We start from the raw sequence: 2,817 nt of genomic DNA, 5'->3' as shown, positions 1-2,817 counted from the left end.
CGGGAGACGGCGGAGACCCCGGAGGCGGCGACCACGGTGTGCCCGGCGAGCTGGAGCGCCGCGCCCAGCGCGGGGCCGACCCGGCCGGTGCCGACCACGCCGACGGCCAGCCGGGCGGGGCGGTTGCCGGGGTCGCCTGGGTCGCCGAAAGCCTGGTCGGCGAAGTCGGACGGATTCACGTCCACCCTTGTCCTGCCTTGTCCTGAATGACCGTTCCAGTCCGCTCCACGGGTACCGGACGTACCGCCCCAGTCTACGGGGGCGCCCGGACGCCGAAGCGGCTCAGTCGCCGGCCCCGGCCCGGATCAGCCCGGCCTCGTACGCCAGCACCACGGCCTGGACCCGGTCGCGCAGCCCCAGCTTGGCCAGGATCCGGCCGACGTGGGTCTTCACGGTGGCCTCGGAGAGCACCAGCCGGGCCGCGATCTCGCCGTTCGACAGGCCCTGGGCGACCAGCAGGAACACCTCCCGCTCGCGCTCGGTCAGCGGGCCGAGGACGTCCGAGCCGGGCGCGCTCTGCGGTGTGGGCAGCACCTCGGCGAAGCGGTCGATCATCCGGCGGGTGGTGGTCGGGGCGACCACCGCGTCCCCGCCGTGCACCGCGCGGATCGCGGCCACCAGCTCGGTCGGCGGGACGTCCTTGAGCAGGAAGCCGCTGGCGCCGGCCTTGAGCGCGGCGAAGGCGTACTCGTCCAGGTCGAAGGTGGTGAGGATGAGCACGTGGGGGGCGTTCGGCAGCGGGCTGCCGTCCTCGGCGAGGCAGATCCGGCGGGTCGCCTGCACGCCGTCCAGCCGCGGCATCCGGACGTCCATCAGGATCACGTCCACCTCGGTGCGCCGCAGCTGCTCCAGGGCCTGCGCGCCGTCGCCCGCCTCGGCGGCGATCTCGATGTCGCCCTGCGACTGGAGGATCATCCGGAACCCGGTGCGCAGCAGTTCCTGGTCGTCGACGAGCATCACGCGGATGGTCAAGGTGGGACTCCTTGGAGGGGGGTGGACGGCGGACGGGGCTAGTGGGCCGCCTTGAGCGGCAGGACGGCGCGGATCCGGAAGCCGCCGCCGGGGCGGGGGCCCACGTCGAGGCTGCCGCTGACCATGCCGACCCGCTCGCGCATGCCGATCAGGCCGTGGCCGAGGCCGTCCGCGCCGCCGGCGGCCAGGTGCTCGTCGGTGCTGCCGCGCCCGTCGTCCTCCACCAGGACGGCCAGCTCGCGCTCACCGAAGTCGACCGCGACCCGGGCGTGCGCGTCGGGGCCGCCGTGCTTGCGGACGTTGGTGAGCGCCTCCTGGACGATCCGGTAGACGGTCAGCTCGACGCCGCGCGGCAGCTCGCGCGGGTGCCCGGAGGTGGCGTAGTCCACGTCGAGCCCGGCGGTGCGGACCTGCTCCAGCAGCTCCGGCAGCTCCTCGACGCCCGGCTGCGGCACGTACTCCTCGGCCTTGGTGTCGGCGGTGCGCAGCACGCCCAGCAGGCGGCGCATCTCGACCAGTGCCTGGCGGCCGGTGGAGGCGATCGTGCCGAGCGCCTCCTTGGCCTGCTGCGGGGAGTTGTCCAGCACGTACGCGGCGCCGTCGGCCTGGACGATCATCACCGAGACGTTGTGCGCGACCACGTCGTGCAGCTCGCGGGCGATCCGGGCGCGCTCGGCGGCGACCGCCACCTTGGACTGGGCGTCCCGCTCGCGCTCCAGCCGGGCGGCGCGGTCCTCCAGCTCGGTCAGGTAGGCGCGGCGCACCCTGGTCAGCCGGCCCCAGGCCCAGCAGAGGATGAACGGCGTGCTCATCAGCAGCGTGATCAGCGCCGCCTCGCCGAAGGTGTACGGGCGGGTGTGGGCGTCGCCGGCCCGGTCGAAGACCGTCTTCACCGGCATCATCTGCCAGAACACCAGCGGCCCGGAGGCCAGGCCGGCCATCAGGGCCAGCCGGGAGATCCACTTCTGGCCGAAGGCGGCGCCGGTGTAGGCGAAGACCAGGTAGGCGATCGAGGAGCCGGCCGGCGAGATGTCCACGAGTACCTGGCCGACGCCGATGGCGGCGGCGGCGGACACCGTGAGGTCCGGGTAGCGCCGCCGGACGACCATCAGCAGCGGCAGCACCACCGCGATCGCGAGCGAGACGTCGAAGCGCCAGCCCTCGTCGATCGAAGCGTCGTTCGGCACCAGGCCGGCGAAGAGCACCATCGCCGCCCAGGCGGCGTCGACCACCATGGGGTGACGGCGGAGCCAGGCGTTGAGTCGATGCACGTGTCCAGCGTAGGCAGTCGCTCCGTGTGCCCAGGTCCGCCGGTAGGGCGATCCGCCCTACTCCGTAGGTCGGAGAAGCACCCGATCCGATGGGGAGGGTCGACCGGGCGCCGGGTAGCGTCCAGCCCCATGACTTGGATGCGGTGGGCGCCCGCCATGGAACGGGCCCTGTACGACCCCGGGCAGGGCTTCTACCGCAGGCCGGAGGGCCCCGCCGGCCACTTCCGCACCTCCGTGCACGCCTCGCCGAGGTTCGCCCGTGCGGTGGCCCGGCTGCTGCTGGAGGTTGACGAGGCCCTCGGTCGTCCGGAGGAGCTGGCCCTGGTCGACATGGGGGCCGGGCGGGGCGAACTGCTCACCGGCGTCCTGGCCGAACTGCCCGCGGAGGTGCTGGCGCGGCTGCGCCCGTACGGCGTGGAGGTCGCCGACCGCCCGGCCGGCCTGCCGTCCACAGCCCTGTGGACGGACCGGCCGCCGCGCGGGGTGACCGGGCTGCTGTTCGCCAACGAGTGGCTGGACAACGTCCCGCTGGACGCCGGGGAGGTCGACGAGGACGGGGTGCTGCGCTACGTCG

Annotated in this window: 3 protein-coding genes and 1 pseudogene; 1 reads left to right on the top strand and 3 read right to left on the bottom strand. The window is 73.9% G+C overall.

The genetic code is table 11. From position 1 onward, the window contains the following. From AE652_RS38715 to AE652_RS38705, 3 genes and pseudogenes are all read right to left on the bottom strand, one after another. Positions 1 to 179 (bottom strand): annotated as a pseudogene (locus AE652_RS38715) (hypothetical protein); the annotation flags it as partial. A 103-nt stretch (positions 180 to 282) separates the two neighbouring features. Further along, positions 283 to 972 (bottom strand): response regulator transcription factor, encoded by a 690-nt coding sequence (locus AE652_RS38710; RefSeq protein WP_049660140.1) that lies wholly within the window; start codon positions 970 to 972, stop codon positions 283 to 285. 38 nt (positions 973 to 1,010) lie between these two features. After that, positions 1,011 to 2,207, bottom strand: coding sequence for a sensor histidine kinase (locus AE652_RS38705; RefSeq protein WP_369808370.1), 1,197 nt, complete (start codon positions 2,205 to 2,207; stop codon positions 1,011 to 1,013). 165 nt (positions 2,208 to 2,372) lie between these two features. On the opposite strand from AE652_RS38705, the gene AE652_RS38700 reads away from it, so the two are divergent. Further along, positions 2,373 to 2,817 (top strand): SAM-dependent methyltransferase (locus tag AE652_RS38700; protein ID WP_049660143.1); only part of this gene is annotated, 445 nt, incomplete at its 3' end.

Source organism: Kitasatospora sp. MY 5-36 (genome assembly GCF_001182915.1).
In the GTDB taxonomy this organism is placed as follows: Bacteria; Actinomycetota; Actinomycetes; order Streptomycetales; family Streptomycetaceae; genus Kitasatospora.
Note: the sequence above shows the minus strand (reverse complement) of the source record. Positions and strands in the feature narration are given on the sequence as shown.